We start from the raw sequence: 14740 nt of genomic DNA, 5'->3' as shown, positions 1-14740 counted from the left end.
GCTCGGTTGCGCTCGTCGTGGCGCTCGTCGCCGTCGTGGGCGCCACCGCGCTCAGCGCGATCACGGGCTACGCGGCAGCGAACGGGGCGATGCGCGGCGCCGCAGCCTCCTCCCCCGCCGGACTCGAGGACCTCACGACCGATCAGCTCCTGGCGCTGCTCAGTCCGGTCCGCGGGCTCGTCCTCTGGGCTGAGATCGGATTCTGGGCGGGCACCGTGCTCGGCCTCTGGGCGCTCGTGCAGGGCATCGTCGCGATCGCGACCGCGCGAGGTGGAGGCAAGGGCAGGGGCCAGGGCATCGCCGCCGTGATCGTCGCGGCGCTGGGTCCCGTCGTCTTCGCGGCGGTCGTCGCCGTGACGGTGTCGGCGGGTGTCGCCGCCGGCGCCTCGACCGCGATCGGCGGCGGCTGACGCACTACGCAGGGCCGCGGATCACGAGCCGCGCTGCCCGGCGCCGGCGCCGGATCGGAGCTTGGCACCGAGTCGCGACCGGCGCTCAGCCGTGCCACCGCGGCCTGCACGCGTCGGTTTCGCGTCCGCCGTGCGGTCGAGCCCGAGCTTGCCGAAGATCGCCGTGACGTGCGAGTCGACCGTACGCTCCGAGACGTAGAGAGTCTCCGCGATGCTCGTGTTGCTGCGGCCCTCGGCGAGAAGAGCGAGCACCTCCCGCTCGCGGGGCGTCAGCACTTCAGTGAGCCGCTCGGTCGTCGGCGGTTCGGGAGCGTCGAGCCCCGTGAAGGCCACGACTCACCGCGACACGGGAACCCACGCGGCGGCGAAAGGGTCGATCCGCGCGAACATCAGCACCACCGCGCAGACGAGTAGTGCGATGATCGTCACCGTCCACAGCCGCGCGGACCGACTGCGACCAAGGAGCTCGGTCGTCGCGGCGATCCCGGGGAGTGTGCTCGTCGAGAGCACGATCGTCCACCAACCGCCCCCGCGACCGCCGCAGCCACCGCGCCGAACCGCGGCGAGCCCCGCCGCACTGCCGCACCTACGACGAGCGAGCCCGCGGCACCGAACACCGCCGAAATGGACGCGTTCGTCTGGAGCTCGCAACCGTGGGAGAAGATACAGTGACGCGCGCGAACGGGTACCACCGCCCGCCCACGGCGCCGGCTACGCGCGCGGCGCGTGATGGCGCTGCTGCGCGGCGAGCAGGCCCTCGTCGATGAGCTGCTCGACGGCATCCGCCGCGTCGCTCAGAAGCATCGGCAACTGTGCGCGCTCGGCGGACGAGAACGGGTCGAGTACCCAGTCGGCGGGGTCCTGACGACCCGGCGGGCGGCCGATCCCGACGCGCACGCGGGGGAAGTCGGGTGTGCCCAGGGCCTTCGCGACGTCGCGGATGCCGTTGTGCCCGCCGTGTCCGCCGCCGGTCTTCAGCTTGATCGTGTCGAACGGAATGTCGAGTTCGTCGTGGACGAGCACGACCCGGTCCGCCGGCACGGCGTAGAAGCGCGCGAGCTGCGATACCGGCCCGCCAGACGTGTTCATGAAGGAGTTCGACACGGCCAGCACGAGCTTCGCGCCGCCGGGACGCAGCCACGTCTCCGCGACGCGTGCGTTCGCCTTGTGTGCACGCAGCGTCTCGGAGCGTCGTGCGGCGAGTTCGCCCACGACCATCTGCCCGACGTTGTGGCGCGTGTTCTCGTACCGCGGGCCGGGGTTGCCGAGCCCGACGACCAGCCAGGTGTCAGCCATGATCTCCCTCTCGACGACGAAGCCCGCCTCCACCGGTGTCGGTGACGGCGGGCTCCGAACGATGCGATCCGACTTACTCCGCAGCGGCCTCGGACGACGCGGCCTGGGTCTCGGCGGCAGCCTCGTCGGCGGCGGCGATCTCGTCCTCGGCGGCGAGCGTCGAGGCCGGCACCGACACGGCGACGACGAGCGTCTCGGGCTCGGTCACGAGCGATGCGCCCTGCGGGAGCTTCAGGTCGGCGGCGGTGATGTGAGTGCCGTCTTCCAGGCCCTCGACGTCGACCTCGACGTGCTCAGGGATGTGCGTGGCCTCGACCTCGAGCGAGATCGTCGCGCTGTCGAGATTCGCGATCGTGCCCACGGCCGGCTCACCGTTGACGATGATGGGCACGTCGACCTGGATCTTCTCGCCCTTCTTGACGACGAGCAGGTCGATGTGCTCGATGATCTGGTGCACCGGGTCCTTCTGCACATCCTTGACGAGGGCGAGCTGCTCGCGGCCGGCCACTTCGAGCTCGAGCACCGCGTTGGCACGGCGGATGAGCAGCGAGACCTGGTGGCCCGGCAGCGCGACGTGCACCGGGTCGGTGCCGTGGCCATAGATGACGGCGGGGATCCGGCCTGCGGCGCGCAGGCGCCGGGCGAAGCCCTTGCCGAAGTTCTCGCGGACCTCTGCGATGACCTTGGTGTCGGTCTCGGTCGACATGATGATTCTCCTTGCGAGCGGATCGTCCGCTCTGATCTGGGGTCTGGGTTTCGACTCGAACGCACACGCGTGAGGAAAGCCCCGCAAGGCCTCACCGCGTCGATCACGGATACGCCCTTCCAGGCAGCATCCCTCGCCGAAGTACGCCACGAGTCTACCAGCGACCCCGCTACGATGGGGACAGTGCCCGGCGCGACCTCCCGCGCCGCCCCGATCGGAGGAGGACCCATGGACTATGGCTGGATCTCGCACGCACTGCTGTGGCTGATCGGCCTGATGACCCTCGCCGCCACTGTCGGCGCCGTCGCCGCCCTGTGGTCGCTGGGGCGCTCCGGCTACCGCAAGGACTGATGCCCCCGACGATACAAGTCGGCCACGCGCGCGACCACATCGTCGAGGCCGGCATCGTCGGCCACGCGCACCCCCGACTCATCCGCCGCGAGTGGCTGCATCGGCTGCGCAACGTCGGAGTCGACGTGACCGCGACGGCGACGCGGGGCGCGCACCGGTTCGACGTCGACGAGCTCCACCCACCACAGACCCGCCACGGCCGCGGCCAACGCGTCGCGCTCGGTCCGGGCGAGCGGCGCAGTCGCAACCACGACCGCGGCGGAGTCCGACAGTGCGTAGCCGAGCGCCCTCAGCCACAGACCTCGATCGTGCGCCACGCGCCGCGCCAGTTCGTCGCCGTCCACGACCTGAGCACGCAGTGCGGCCGCCAGCCCCGCCGCGATCAGCGATCGCGAGGACGCCGTCGGCGCCCAGAGCAGGATGCGGATCGGCGTCGCCGTCATCGTGCGGCACCGGTGATGCGCTGGACGGCGATCTCCGCTTCAGCCACGATGCTGGCCATCGCGGCGGCGGCCTCCTCGGCGCGCCCCGCTGCGATGGCGACGGCGACGCTTTGATGCCATCGCACCGCAGCCGGATTGGCTTGGTGCGGCATCAACTCATGACGTGTCCGTCCGACGAGAACCGCCTCCACGACGTCGCCGAGGGCAGCGAGCATCGCATTGCCCGAGGCCGCGAGCAGCGTTCGGTGGAACGCGATGTCGGCGGCGAGGTATTCGGCGCCGTCGGCGTCGTGCTCGCTGTGCGCCATCGCCCCCACGGCCGTCAGCATCGCATGACGCTGCTCCAGTGAGGCGTTGCCGGCCGCCAGACGCACCGCCAGAGGCTCCACGGCGCTGCGTAGCTGACTGAGTTCGGTCAACTGCCGCGCACGGTCCGGTCCGGCCAGACGCCACGCGATGACTTCCGGAGCGTAGACGCTCCAACGCCCTGGCGGCAGCACCTCGACACCGAGCTTGCGACGCACTTCCACGAGTCCGAGCGACTCGAGCACGCGGACGGCCTCGCGGGCGGCCGAGCGCGACGCGCCCGACTCGTCGGCCAGGTCACCGGTGATGAGCCGCGCCCCGGTGGGATACCGGCCCTGAACGATCGCCGCCCCAAGGCGGTCCACGAGACCGTCGTGGACCGGGCTGCCGTGCGCCGCGTCGCTCATGCCTCGATTATGCGCCACCCGAGCCGGATGCCTCGCGAAAATAGATCGTGCATAAAGCACGACACTATGGTTTCATGTAGGTGAAATAGGACGGCGCAGTCCACGCATCGCCGCCGGATCAAGGAAGCTCATGGCCCTTCTCGATATCACCCTCCTCGCCGCGACGGACACGGCGCCCACCCCCGCGGGCGGTCAACTGGTCACCGCCGCCCTCATCGGCATCGCCGTCATCATCGTCCTGATCACCTGGGTGAAGCTGCATCCGTTCCTCTCCCTGACGATCGGCGCGCTGCTCACCGGCGCCATCGCGGGCCTCGGGATCGCTGACAGCGTGACGAGCTATACGACCGGATTCGGGTCCACGATGGGCGGTGTCGGCATCCTGGTGGCGCTCGGTGCCATCTACGGCAAGCTCTTGGCCGACTCGGGTGGCGCCGACCAGATCGTCGACACCCTCGTCGCCCGCGCGAGCGCACGGTCGCTGCCGTGGATGATGGGACTCATCGGCGCCATCATCGGTCTGCCCATGTTCTTCGAGGTCGGCCTCGTGCTCCTCGTCCCCGTCATCATCCTCGTCGCCCGGCGCTCCGGGGTCTCGCTGATGAAGATCGCCATCCCGACGCTCGCGGGCCTGTCCGCGATGCACGGTCTGGTTCCCCCGCATCCCGGACCGCTCGCGGCCATCGCCGCGCTCGATGCCAACCTCGGCCTGACCCTCGGGTTCGGCGTCATCGTCGCGATCCCCGCCATCATCGTCGCGGGGCCGTTGTTCGCACGGTATGCGGCACGTTGGGTGGACGTGCCGGTCCCCCACCTGTTCGAGGTGGATCCGACGGAGCACACGCGGCGGCGACCGTCGTTCGGCGCGACGCTGACCAGCATCCTCCTGCCCGTCCTGCTCATGCTGATCAAGGCCGTCGCCGACATCGCAGCACCGGGGTCGGACGCCCTCTGGAAGACCACGCTCGACTTCCTCGGCACCCCGGTCATCGCCCTGCTGCTCGCCGTGCTCGTCGGGTTCTTCCTGCTGGGGCGCGGTGCAGGCTTCGACCGCGACCGGATCAACGAGATCGTCGGCGCATCGCTCGGCCCGATCGCCGGAATCCTCCTCATCGTCGGCGCGGGCGGCGGCTTCAAGCAGGTGCTCGTCGATACGGGCATCGGCGCGGTCATCGCAGATCTCGTCGCGGGATCCTCGATCTCGGTGCTGATCCTCGCCTGGCTCGTCGCCGTCGTCATCCGCATCGCGACCGGATCGGCGACCGTTGCGACGATCACGGCCGCCGGCATCCTCCAGCCGCTCACCGAGACGCTCGACCAGCCGATGATCGCACTGCTCGTGCTGGCGATCGGATCGGGCTCGGTGTTCCTCTCGCACGTCAACGACGCCGGGTTCTGGCTCATCAAGGAGTACTTCGGTCTCAATATCCCGCAGACCCTCAAGTCGTGGACCGTGCTCGAATGCCTCATCTCGGTCGTCGGGCTCGTCGGCGTTCTCTTGATCAGCCTCTTCGTGTAAGGATCCACAATGACGGAGAATCTGCCCCCCATCCTGGTCCTGATGGGCACGTCCGGCACCGGGAAGTCCACCGTCGGCGCGATGCTGGCCGGCCGCCTCGGTTGGGCATTCCAAGAGGGCGACGACCTGCATCCTGCGGCGAACGTCGCGAAGATGGCCGCCGGACACGCGCTCAACGACGAAGATCGCTGGCCCTGGCTCGACACCGTCGCGGCTTGGATCGATGCGCGTCGCGCCGCCGACGAACCGGGGATCGTCACCTGCTCCGCACTCAAACGCGCGTATCGCGACATCCTGCGCCGCCCCAACGTGGTCTTCGTGCACTTCGACGGTACGCGCGATGTCGTGCTGAACCGCATGATGCGCCGACAGGGGCACTTCATGCCGCCGGCGCTGCTCGATTCGCAGTTCGCGACTCTGGAGCCCCCGGGCGAGGACGAGAACGTGCTGCGTGTCGACCTGGATTCCACGCCCGAGGAACAGGCGGCGTTCATCTCTTCACGGCTGCGCCTGGTCGCCTCGACGTGATCGCTCTTGGCCCGGTCGCCCCGCTGTCCGCGGGACGACCGGGCCAAGCGGCATCAGCCGATCTCGATCACGCCTTCTGCGGAAGCACGATCGCGGCAGTGACGACTTCCTTCTCCCGTTCAGTCTGCTGAACATCATCGAGCTCATCGAGGGTGTAGCGACGGGTTTCCTTCGCGGTGAGCGCGGAGATGACGGCGATCAGCATCAGGCCGACCGCGAGCATGGCCGGGCCGAACCAATTCTGCAGGTCATCACCGGCGAGCGCCGTGGAGGTGACGGGACCGATGGCGCCCGCCAGAGCGAAGCCGATCTGAGTGCCCGTCGCGAGCCCCGAAACGCGCACGCGACTCGGGAACATCTCCGAGAAGAAGGCGGGCCACGCGGCGTTCGCGGTCGAGTAGAACAGGCCGTTGCACAGGATCCCGAGGATGAAGATCAGCGGCCAGTTGCCGGTCGTGATCGACCACAGGTAGGGGACCGTGGTGAGCCCCGCGCCCAGAGCTCCGATGATGAACACCGTCTTGCGCCCGATCTTGTCAGCCAAGAGGCCACCGAGCGGGGTGTACACCAGGGCGAGGAGGCTCGCCGCGACGGGGACCCAGAGCATCGTTGGCCGGTCCAGGCCGTATCCCGTCGTGGCGAATGCGACCGAGAACGAGGCGAACACGTAGCTCACACCGGCGATCATCGCGCACGCCGCGATCCGGATGATCGCCGTCCAGTGGAATCGCAGCGCCTGACTCATGGGAGCCAGCTGCACCTTGATCGCCTGCGTGTTGATGAATGCCGGCGGCTCCTCCAGTCTGCGCCGGATGATGTACGCGGCGACGACCACGACGGCGGAGAGCCAGAACGGGACCCGCCATCCCCAGCTCAGCAGTTGCTCTTCCGGAAGTGCGGAGAACGGAATGAAGACCGCGAGTGCGAGAAGGCCTCCCGAGGCGGAGCCGCTCGTCGTGAAGCTCGTCGTGAACGCCCGCCGGCGGTCCGGTGCGTGCTCGAGACTCATGCTGATAGCGGCCGCCTGCTCGCCCGAAACCGAGAGCCCCTGGATGATGCGGATCACGATCAGCAGGATCGGCGCGAGCGCCCCGACCTGTCCGTAGGTCGGCAGGCAGCCGATGAGGAATGTACAGATGCCGATGCCGAACAGGGTCAGCATCATCACGAACTTTCGTCCGAAGCGGTCGCCGATCGGTCCGAGGATGAAGGCGCCGAGGGGACGGACGACGAAACCGACCCCGAACGTGGCCATGCTCAGGAGCACGCCGACGCCCGCGGGCAGGTCCGGGGGAAAGAACAGCACGTTGAACACGAGTGCGGATGCGGTGCCGTACACCGCGAAGTCGTAGTACTCGAGGGTCGTCCCGATCCAAGAGGCGATCGCGGCTTTGACGGGTGTTTGTCGGGGTGTTGCGGTTCCGGTCATCATTGTGCTCCAGGTGAACTCTTGATGGGCTCCCCAGTAGCCGAAGAGCCCGCTTTCCTGGGGGAGGCAGCCTGTCGGTTGCCTGTTGGAACTGTATGAATCGGCAACATTGAAGGCAAGCCTTGTGCCAGCTATGTGCCGCCCTGTATCCGACGACAATGAGGTCTTGCGCCAGATGACAACGGTGCTATCGCGACACATTGCGGCTCTGTTACAGCGTTGTGCACACCCTATTGCACAACTCCGGCACGGCTTCGCGCGCGTTCCGGCACACTCTGACGCCGCCTAGATTGCCAACTCGACAACGGCTGCCGCGATCGCATCGACCGCCGCGACGATCGTGTCGAGATCGGTCGCGAAGGAGATCCGGAAGAACGGCGACCAGCCGTAGGCAGAGCCCTGAATGACCGCGACCCCGGCGCGCTCGAGCAGATACAGGGCGATGTCCTGATCGTTCTCGAGCACGTCGCCGTCGGGCGTGCGCCGCCCGATCAGGCCCGTGCAGTCGACGTACACGTAGAACGCCCCGTCGGGCTCGACCGGCTGCAGGCCGTCGATGGCGGCAAGACCGCTCACCGCGGCATCCCTCCGCTGCCGATAGACGGCGACGGTCTCGGCTACGAAGTCCTGGGGACCGGAGAGCGCAGCGACAGCTGCGGCCTGACTGATGGACGAGGGGCACGACGAGGTCTGCGACTGCAGCGTGTTGATCGCCGTGATCAGCGCGGGGTCGCCAGCCGCGTAGCCGATGCGCCAGCCTGTCATCGCGTACGCCTTCGACACGCCGTTGACGACGAGCACGCGATGGCGCAGGTCGGGTGCGACCGACACGAGACTCGGCGCCGCCTCGCCGGTGAACGAGATCTCTCGGTAGATCTCGTCGGACAGCACGGACACGGCCGGATGCCGGCGCAGCACCTCGGCGATCGCCGTGAGCTCGGGGCGCGTGTACACGGCGCCCGAGGGGTTTCCCGGCGAGTTCAACACGAGCCAGGTCGTGCGCCGACCGATCGCCGCCTCCAGAGCGGACGCGGTGAGCTTGTAGCCCTCCTCCGCCGAGGTCGGCACGATCACGGGGACGCCCTCGTTCGCCCGGACCATGTCCGGATACGAGACCCAGTACGGTGCCGGAACGAGCACCTCGTCGCCCGCATCGAGACTCGCCATGAAGGCGAGAAAGATGACCTGCTTTCCACCCCCACCGACGGTCAGCTCGCTGTCGGCGTACTCGATCCCCACCGCGCGACGAAGCGCGCCGCGGATCGCTTCACGCAGCTCGGGAGTGCCGTTGACCGGCGTGTACTTCGTGTCGCCGGCGGCGATCGCGGCAACGGCGGCGTCCTTGACGTGCTGCGGAGTATCGAAGTTCGGCTCCCCGATCGTCAGGTCCAGGATCGCGCGCCCCTGCGCCTTCAGCTGCCGTACCCGAGCCGCGGCGCTGGAGCTGGGTGACGGCTGGATCCGACGCACGCGCGCGGACGGACGGAACGACCCCGGCAGCGCGGCGGTCGCCGCGGTCACAGCACCACCGCGTCGATGTCGGAGGTCAAGCCCTTGCTGCGGAGCACCTCGGTGAGATTGCAGAGTTCGATCGTCGTGCCGCCGGCCCAGTACTTGCGGATGAGCTCCGCCTCGTGCTCGTCCCGCCGCGCCGAGAGTTCGGCGACCTCGGCGACCTCTTCCCGCCGTACCAGCACGACGCCGTCGGCGTCTCCCTTGATGATGTCGCCGGGCCGAATGAGTTCGCCGCCGAAGACGATCTCGTGATTGATCGAGCCGAGCGTCTCCTTCACCGTGCCCTTGATCGACACGCTCCCCGAGAACACCGGCAGCCCGAGCTCACGCAGTTCCCGCGTGTCACGCACCCCGGCATCCGTGACGAGCGCCGCGATCCCCTTCGACTTGCAGGCGTTGCCGAGCACGTCACCGAACATGCCGGCCTCGGAGTACTCCCCCGCCGCGACGACGAGCACGTCCCCCGGCTGGGCGTAGTGGATCGCGATCTGCAGCATGAGGTTGTCGCGCGGAGCGCACACGACCGTGCAGGCAGACCCCACGAAAGAGGTCTCGGGGTCGATCGGCTTGATGTGCGAGGCGATCGCGCCACGGCGCCCCTGTGCTTCATGGATCGTGGCGGCGGTGAACTGGCCCAACCGCTCGATATCGGCGGGCTCGGCGCGGGTGATGCGTGTGATGACGTTGACCATGTCGTCCTTCTCCTCGTGAGTTTGTTCGTCGTGGTGGTTAGGCGTCCTGCTCGCGGCGGTCGAACGTGAGTCCGCCGGGAACCTGGAAGGTGGGCATGAGTTCGATGAGCCCCACGTTGACGTGCGCCGGCGCATCGATGGCGAACTCGATCGCCGCGACGAGGTCGGCCACGGTGAGCGACTCGTAACCCTCGTAGTAGGTCGCCCACGCCTCGGCATCCGTTTCGGGCGTGCCACCGAGGTTTCGCGAGAAGATCTCGGTCTCGATCCGGCCCGGGCTGAGCTCGGTGACCCGCACACGACGGCCCAGCGCATCGTTGCGCAGCTGCCGGGACAACTGGTGGACGGCCGCCTTCGTCGCGTGGTAGGCGGTGTGCCCGAAGAAGTTGTAGTGCCCTGCGATGGAGGAGATGTTGAGGATGTGACCCCGGTCGCGCGCCACCATGCCAGGCATGAGAAGGCGCAGGATCTGCATCACGGCGCCGAGGTTGACCTGCACCATGTCGTCGAGATCGGATGCCGTTGCGTCGAGGATATTGCCCGATCTGCTGACACCGGCGCTGTTGAGCACGATGTCCGCCTCGACGCCCGACAGGGCCGCCGTCAGGGCCTCGGTGTCACGGACGTTGAGCGCGTGGGTGATCACGCCGCGTTCGGCCAGCGTCGCCAGTCGCTGCTCGTCGCGTGCGACGGCGTGCACCTCGAGCCCCTTCTCGAGGAAGAGATCGACGGCCCCGCGGCCGACGCCGCTGGTGGCACCGGTCACGACGGCGACGCGGTAGTCGGAGAAGCTCATGGCAGTGTCCTTACTGTGTGGGGATGAGATGTTCGTGGCCGAGCGCGGCGAACACGCCGGCGACCCTGCCCTGCAGCGCCGCGATCCGGCGGTGCGCGGCCCTGGCGTCCTCGACGGCGTGAGTGATCGAGACACGTCGGAACCGCACGGTGTCGCCGGGGCGCGCCTGGGCGAGCGCGTCGAGGGAGGTCGAAGTGACGACCGCCATGACGGGGTAACCGGCGGTCACGCCGCGGCCGCGGTGGAGGATGAGCAGCTCGTCGCCCGGCGGCACCTCGACGGCCCCCACGGGCACGCCGCGCGACAACACCTCACCGGAGGTCTGCCGCTCGGGGACGACGCCGTTCAGGCGCAACCCGATGTGGTTGCTCGCCGGGCCCACGACGTACGGGCCGCGGAACAGGCGCGCGGCCGTGGCGCCGAAATCCGCGGCATCCGGACCGTCGGTCACGTCGATGACCGGCGACGCGATCGCACTCCCGGGGGCGTGCAGGCGGTACAGCGGTGCGGCGAACCACGGGTTGACGATGGGCGGCGTGCGGCGGACGCGGAGTTCGTCGCCGTTCTGGAGTCGGCGACCGAAGCCCAGCACGGTGTCGGGCGCACAGCTGCCGAGCAGCATCGGCACGTCGAAAGACCCGTGCGCCGCGACGTAGGTGCGCAGCCCCGCGGTCATGTCCCGGAGCGCGACGACGCTGCCTGCCGGAACGGACACCGGCTCGGCGAGCGGCCGTGCGACGCCGTCGACCGTCAAGGTCATCGGCGCACCGGCGACGGCGATGAGAATGTCGGCATCGCACACGAACTCGAGGTTCATGGCGGTGATCTCCAGCAGCGGGGCGTCTGGAGGGTTTCCCACAAGCACGTTCGCGACCCGAGCAGACCCCTGGTCGAGCGCACCGCCGACAGGGACGCCGAAGCGGGGACCGCGCGGCCTGCCGAGATCGGTGACCGCCGCCGCTCCGGCGAAGAGCACGCGCAGCGTCCCGCCCCCGTTCGCTGCGCTCATCGCGCCGCCATACGTCGGCCGTGGAGCCGATCGAACTCGGCTCTGTCGATCGGGTGGAACACGATCACATCGCCCGGAGCGTACGGGACCAGCGGTTCTGCCGTCAGGTCGAGCACCGTCAACGGCGTCCGCCCGATCAGCGGCCAGCCGCCCGGCGCGACAGCCGGCGTGATCGTCGCCTGACGGCCGGCGACCGACACCATCCCCTGTGGAACGCTCGTGCGCGGGCTCGCGCGGCGCGGAACGGGCTTCGGAAACGCCGGACCATCGAGCATCGGGGAACCGCCCGGCGCACCGAGGCAGCGCACGACGTAGCGCGGCTCGGAGTGCAGCCGCACGACGTCGGCGACGCCGAGACCCTGAATGTCGGCGACGGCCTGCAGGTCGGGGGTCTCCGTCACGTCGTAGAGGACCGGGACGTCGAACTCGCGGGGATGCTCGGAAAGCGGCTGGTCGACGTCGATCTCCGCGGCGAGGGTCGCGAACAACGACTCCAGGCGAGGGAGATCCGCGCGCACCGGATCCACTTCGACCAGGAGCGCGTCGTAGGTGGGGATCGATCCGATCACCCCGGGCGCTCCGGAACGATCGAGCTCGGCGGCGAGTCGGTGGACGAGTCGCCATCCCGCTTCGCGGTCCGGATGCGTCGCCACCACCCGCACGGCACTGTCGCCGCTCGGGAGGACGACGATCCGGTCGGCCGTCATCGCTGCCGCGACCCCGCTGACGCAGCGAGCGGTGCGATGCCGACGCCGGCGGCGCGCAGCCCGTCGCGGATGCTCGTCGCGAGCGCGACGGCCCCCGCCGTATCGCCGTGCAACAGCACGGTGTCGCACGCCACCGGGATATCGACGCCGTGCCGACTGCGAATGACGCCCTCCACGACCATCCGGATGGTCCGCTCGCGGATCTCGTCGGCATCGTGCAGGACGGCGCCGGGTTCGCTGCGAGGCACGAGCGAGCCGTCGTCCTCGTAGGCGCGGTCCGCGATGCCCACGATCGCCACGCGCAGGCCGGCGCTTCGGGCGGCCGTGGCGAGCTCGCCGTCCTGGGCGAGGACGATCAGCTCGTCGTCGAACCGGCATACGGCATCGACGACCGCGCGCGCATAGTCCTCGCGCACCGCGACCAGGTTTCCCAGCCGTCCGTGCGGAGCGATGTGCGCGACCCGCGTACCGTGGTAGGCGGCGATCGCATGGAGCGCACCGAGTTGGTAGAGCACGTCGGTGCGGACCTCTTCGGCGGTGAGCGCCATCTCGCGCCGTCCGAATCCGACGAGATCCGGAAAGCTCGGGTGGGCGCCGACGCCGACCCCGCGCGAGACGCACGCGCGCACCGTCGCGTCCATGATGCGCGGGTCGCCGGCGTGGAAGCCGCAGGCGATGTTCGCCGAGGTCACGATGTCGAGCAGCGCCGCGTCGTCGCCCATCCGCCACGGTCCGAAGCCCTCGCCGAGATCGGCGACGAGATCGATGCTCCCGGTCATTGTGCCCTCCGTTTTCTGAGCACGCCCTGCGCCGGCCGAACCCGCGGGCAGAGCCCGGCGGCGCAACCCGGTCTCCAGAATACGAACACCGTCCACGATGGCGAGAACACGTGCCGAAGACGTGCCAGAGAGGATGCCGACTCGGCCGCAACCATCATGCTTTCGCGATCCCGGCATCCAGGGAATTGCACATTCTGTGCCATTGCGCGTGCACAATGGGAGGCATGGTGATCCCCCAGCGACGCTTTCCCCGGCGCGTGAACCTGACCGACATCGCCCACGCCTGCGGTGTGGCTCCCTCGACGGTGTCGCGCGCGATGAGCAACCCGAGTCGTGTCAGCGTCGAGATGTACGAACGGATCTCGCAGAAGGCGATCGAGATGGGCTACCGCTCCGCCACGTTGCCGGCGGGCGGCGAGCGCTGGGTGCGCGGGACGATCGCACTCGTGCTGCCGAATCTCAGCAATCCGTTCGTTTTCGACATCCTGCGCGGCAGCCAGGCGCAGTGCCAGGCGGCCGGCTTCCTGCACCTGCTCGTCAGCACCGACGACTCCGCCCACATCGAGCAGGAATGGCTCAAGGAGCTTTCGCAGACGGTGGACGGCATCGTCGTAGCGTCCCCACGCACGGACGACTCCGTGCTGCAGGAGGTGTCGCACGCCGTCCCGCTCGTCTCCATCAATCGCGAGGTACCCGGCATCCCCGGTGTCGTCATCGATACTCCCGCCGCCGCGGTACAGGGACTCGACTACCTGACGACGCTGGGCCATCGCCGCATCGCCTACGTGCGAGGCCCGGAGAACTCCTGGACCGATCACGCCCGTTTGGACGCGCTCAGCGCGGCAGCCGCACGCAAGAGCATCGATCTCATTCCGATCGGAGCATTCCATCCCTCCCTGGCAGCGGGGGCGGCAGCCGCAGATGCCGTCGCGCTCAGCGAGGCCACCGCCGCCATCTTCTTCAACGACACGCTGGCGATCGGCGCGATGTCACGCTTTCGCGAACGAGGCATCGACGTCCCCGGCAGGATCAGCGTCGTCGGTTGCGACGACATCTTCGGCGCTGCCACCGCCGATCCGCCGCTGACCACGGTCACGGCGCCGGGCGATCGCGCGGGGCGTGCCGCGACGGAACTGCTGATAGGCGGCCTCGCCTCCAGATCGCGGCCACCGCGCGTCGATCATGTCTCGGCGCATCTCACCGTGCGCGCCTCCACCGGCCCGGCACTCGTCGACTGATCGGCGGCGGTATCGCGCACCCTGTGCCGTCAGTGCCGCAGACCGGTGCGATTCATCGCGTGCTCTCCTCCGAGAACGACAACAGCACCTTCGAGGAAAGGGCCGCGTCGCCCGCCGCCTGGAACGCCGCAAGCGCATCCGAGACGCGGTACTCATGAGTGACGATGCCGCCGACCCGCAACGATCCGTCGGCGAGCGCGGCGATGACGTCGTCGAACTCTCCCGCGAATCGGAAGGACCCGGTGAGCGTGAGTTCCCGGGTGATCGCGGTGGCCATCGGGACGAGGATGTCGCCGCTGCGCTGCAGTCCCAGCATCACGACCGTGCCGCCACGGCGTGCCGCCGCGATCGCCGCCGCCAGGCCGGGCACCGTGCCGCTGGACTCGACGACGGCGTCGGCGTGCAGTGCAGCGATCTCCTCGGAGTCGCGCGCGTCGAGCGTACGGGCGCCTAGTCCCTCAGCGACGTCTCGCGCGCGGGGCTGCAGATCGGTGGCGATCACCTCGCGCGCCTCGTGATGCAGCGCGACGGCGACCACCAGCAGCCCGATGGGACCCGAGCCGATGACCGCGACGCGCTTGCCGCGCACGTCGCCGGCGCGCTCCAGCC

The 14740-nt window shown here is 69.1% G+C and carries 19 protein-coding genes; 5 read left to right on the top strand and 14 right to left on the bottom strand.

Annotated elements, in window-relative coordinates; all coding sequences use genetic code 11:
• On the top strand, positions 1-410 hold a 410-nt coding region (locus tag WBP48_RS02685), incomplete at its 5' end, for a hypothetical protein (protein ID WP_424435696.1).
• A 21-nt stretch (positions 411-431) separates the two neighbouring features.
• Here WBP48_RS02685 and WBP48_RS02680 read toward each other — a convergent pair.
• From WBP48_RS02680 to WBP48_RS02665, 4 genes are all read right to left on the bottom strand, one after another.
• Positions 432-743, bottom strand: a complete 312-nt coding sequence (locus WBP48_RS02680; protein WP_424435693.1) for a response regulator transcription factor — start codon at positions 741-743, stop codon at positions 432-434.
• Positions 744-746: 3 nt separating this feature from the next.
• A complete protein-coding gene (locus WBP48_RS02675) occupies positions 747-920 on the bottom strand; it encodes a hypothetical protein (protein WP_424435690.1) in 174 nt (57 codons plus the stop codon).
• A gap of 201 nt (positions 921-1121) precedes the next feature.
• Positions 1122-1706 carry an aminoacyl-tRNA hydrolase gene (gene pth / locus WBP48_RS02670; RefSeq protein ID WP_424435687.1) on the bottom strand — a complete coding sequence of 195 codons (585 nt, stop codon included), beginning with the start codon at positions 1704-1706 and terminating at the stop codon, positions 1122-1124.
• A gap of 73 nt (positions 1707-1779) precedes the next feature.
• Positions 1780-2412, bottom strand: a complete 633-nt coding sequence (locus WBP48_RS02665) for a 50S ribosomal protein L25/general stress protein Ctc (protein ID WP_424435684.1) — start codon at positions 2410-2412, stop codon at positions 1780-1782.
• A gap of 228 nt (positions 2413-2640) precedes the next feature.
• Between WBP48_RS02665 and WBP48_RS02660 the strand changes: the two genes are divergently transcribed.
• Positions 2641-2763 carry a hypothetical protein gene (locus WBP48_RS02660; RefSeq protein ID WP_424435681.1) on the top strand — a complete coding sequence of 41 codons (123 nt, stop codon included), beginning with the start codon at positions 2641-2643 and terminating at the stop codon, positions 2761-2763.
• Here WBP48_RS02660 and WBP48_RS02655 read toward each other — a convergent pair.
• On the bottom strand, positions 2748-3206 hold the full coding sequence (locus WBP48_RS02655) for a hypothetical protein (RefSeq protein ID WP_424435678.1): 459 nt from the start codon (positions 3204-3206) through the stop codon (positions 2748-2750). The two genes, WBP48_RS02660 and WBP48_RS02655, sit on opposite strands and share 16 nt — an antisense overlap.
• On the bottom strand, positions 3203-3919 hold the full coding sequence (locus WBP48_RS02650; protein WP_424435675.1) for a FadR/GntR family transcriptional regulator: 717 nt from the start codon (positions 3917-3919) through the stop codon (positions 3203-3205). Before WBP48_RS02650 ends, WBP48_RS02655 begins: the two co-directional genes overlap by 4 nt.
• A gap of 130 nt (positions 3920-4049) precedes the next feature.
• On the opposite strand from WBP48_RS02650, the gene WBP48_RS02645 reads away from it, so the two are divergent.
• Positions 4050-5438 carry a GntP family permease gene (locus WBP48_RS02645; RefSeq protein WP_424435672.1) on the top strand — a complete coding sequence of 463 codons (1389 nt, stop codon included), beginning with the start codon at positions 4050-4052 and terminating at the stop codon, positions 5436-5438.
• Between the two features lie 9 nt (positions 5439-5447).
• Positions 5448-5966 (top strand): gluconokinase, encoded by a 519-nt coding sequence (locus tag WBP48_RS02640; protein WP_424435669.1) that lies wholly within the window; start codon positions 5448-5450, stop codon positions 5964-5966.
• Between the two features lie 67 nt (positions 5967-6033).
• On the opposite strand, the gene WBP48_RS02635 is transcribed toward WBP48_RS02640, so the two are convergent.
• The 7 genes from WBP48_RS02635 to WBP48_RS02605 form a co-directional block, all read right to left on the bottom strand.
• Entirely contained in the window at positions 6034-7395 is a 1362-nt protein-coding gene (locus tag WBP48_RS02635) for an MFS transporter (protein ID WP_424435666.1), read from the bottom strand.
• A 285-nt stretch (positions 7396-7680) separates the two neighbouring features.
• Positions 7681-8916 carry an aspartate transaminase gene (locus tag WBP48_RS02630; protein WP_424435663.1) on the bottom strand — a complete coding sequence of 412 codons (1236 nt, stop codon included), beginning with the start codon at positions 8914-8916 and terminating at the stop codon, positions 7681-7683.
• Positions 8913-9602 carry a 4-carboxy-4-hydroxy-2-oxoadipate aldolase/oxaloacetate decarboxylase gene (locus tag WBP48_RS02625; RefSeq protein ID WP_424435660.1) on the bottom strand — a complete coding sequence of 230 codons (690 nt, stop codon included), beginning with the start codon at positions 9600-9602 and terminating at the stop codon, positions 8913-8915. Before WBP48_RS02625 ends, WBP48_RS02630 begins: the two co-directional genes overlap by 4 nt.
• Positions 9603-9639: 37 nt before the next feature.
• The gene (locus WBP48_RS02620; protein ID WP_424435657.1) at positions 9640-10398 is read right to left on the bottom strand and encodes an SDR family oxidoreductase; all 759 of its coding nucleotides are present in this window, start codon (positions 10396-10398) and stop codon (positions 9640-9642) included.
• A gap of 10 nt (positions 10399-10408) precedes the next feature.
• Entirely contained in the window at positions 10409-11407 is a 999-nt protein-coding gene (locus WBP48_RS02615; RefSeq protein WP_424435654.1) for a biotin-dependent carboxyltransferase family protein, read from the bottom strand.
• Positions 11404-12114, bottom strand: a complete 711-nt coding sequence (locus WBP48_RS02610; RefSeq protein ID WP_424435651.1) for a 5-oxoprolinase subunit B family protein — start codon at positions 12112-12114, stop codon at positions 11404-11406. The genes WBP48_RS02615 and WBP48_RS02610 overlap by 4 nt, the downstream gene beginning before the upstream one ends.
• Positions 12111-12893 (bottom strand): LamB/YcsF family protein, encoded by a 783-nt coding sequence (locus WBP48_RS02605; RefSeq protein ID WP_424435648.1) that lies wholly within the window; start codon positions 12891-12893, stop codon positions 12111-12113. Before WBP48_RS02605 ends, WBP48_RS02610 begins: the two co-directional genes overlap by 4 nt.
• A gap of 224 nt (positions 12894-13117) precedes the next feature.
• Here WBP48_RS02605 and WBP48_RS02600 point away from each other — a divergent pair, with 224 nt between their 5' ends.
• Positions 13118-14131 carry a LacI family DNA-binding transcriptional regulator gene (locus WBP48_RS02600; RefSeq protein WP_424435645.1) on the top strand — a complete coding sequence of 338 codons (1014 nt, stop codon included), beginning with the start codon at positions 13118-13120 and terminating at the stop codon, positions 14129-14131.
• A gap of 52 nt (positions 14132-14183) precedes the next feature.
• Here WBP48_RS02600 and WBP48_RS02595 read toward each other — a convergent pair.
• On the bottom strand, positions 14184-14740 hold a 557-nt coding region (locus WBP48_RS02595), incomplete at its 5' end, for a zinc-binding dehydrogenase (RefSeq protein WP_424435642.1).

The organism is Microbacterium sp. (genome assembly GCF_049661145.1).
In the GTDB taxonomy this organism is placed as follows: domain Bacteria; phylum Actinomycetota; class Actinomycetes; order Actinomycetales; family Microbacteriaceae; genus Microbacterium.
Note: the sequence above shows the minus strand (reverse complement) of the source record. Positions and strands in the feature narration are given on the sequence as shown.